Origin of the sequence: Parendozoicomonas verongulae (assembly GCF_009711465.1) — a bacterium.
GTDB classification, from domain to species: domain Bacteria; phylum Pseudomonadota; class Gammaproteobacteria; order Pseudomonadales; family Endozoicomonadaceae; genus Sansalvadorimonas; species Sansalvadorimonas verongulae.
The window spans coordinates 1-639 of the sequence record NZ_SMME01000572.1 but is presented as its reverse complement, the minus strand read 5'-3'; the positions used below and the strand labels follow the sequence as shown (position 1 = coordinate 639).

General features: G+C 43.8%; 1 protein-coding gene. It reads right to left on the bottom strand.

The window, feature by feature from the left end; translation table 11 throughout:
- The coding region (locus E1189_RS24775; RefSeq protein ID WP_230459974.1) for a hypothetical protein at positions 1 to 468 on the bottom strand (468 nt) is incomplete at its 3' end.
- Positions 469 to 639: the final 171 nt, after the last annotated feature.

The window sequence follows — 639 nt, the reverse complement described above, 5'->3', positions numbered from 1 at the left end:
CATTAAATGGCCTCTTGCCTGTAAAGCTCTCCCTTTTGCCATCATCACTCCTTTATTATTTTGCAACCCTCTGGAAAGAGATTCGACGTACTCAATACACCCCTTAAAATTTTCAAGAAGAAACAAAGATCTGGCTTTTAATTGCACAACCCGAGCATATCGTTGTGAGTCTCCCTCGTATTTTTTAAACAGTGTCTCGGCCTCATCTAATGCGCTTTTGGGGTTGGTTTTCAAAAGAGTGAAGGCATTATCTATGTCGGGATATGTCTTTACATGAGATTGAGCCGGGTAGTGCTGGGAACACCGTTGTGGAAGTTGACGGCGTTCAGAGTTATTAGCACTTCCTGAGGCTGGAGAACCTTGTTTTCTGTGGACATAAAGCTTAGGCCCACTTGAATAGCTTGGTCTGAAAGGAGGATGCGTCTGTCGGGATTGGCTGCCTTTCCCGTAGTTTGGCGTTATATCCATACTTTAAATAAGCCTAATAGCAGTTATATCTGGGAGTGTTCGTAAAGCAATGGTCCGGGTACTTATGGATGGTGGTGAGGGAACAAAGGTTCAAAATGAGTCAGGAGCACAAACAGCGCTGTTTGAAGGTTAAGTACCCAGTTATGCAGTCATATGAGCCAATAACTGTCT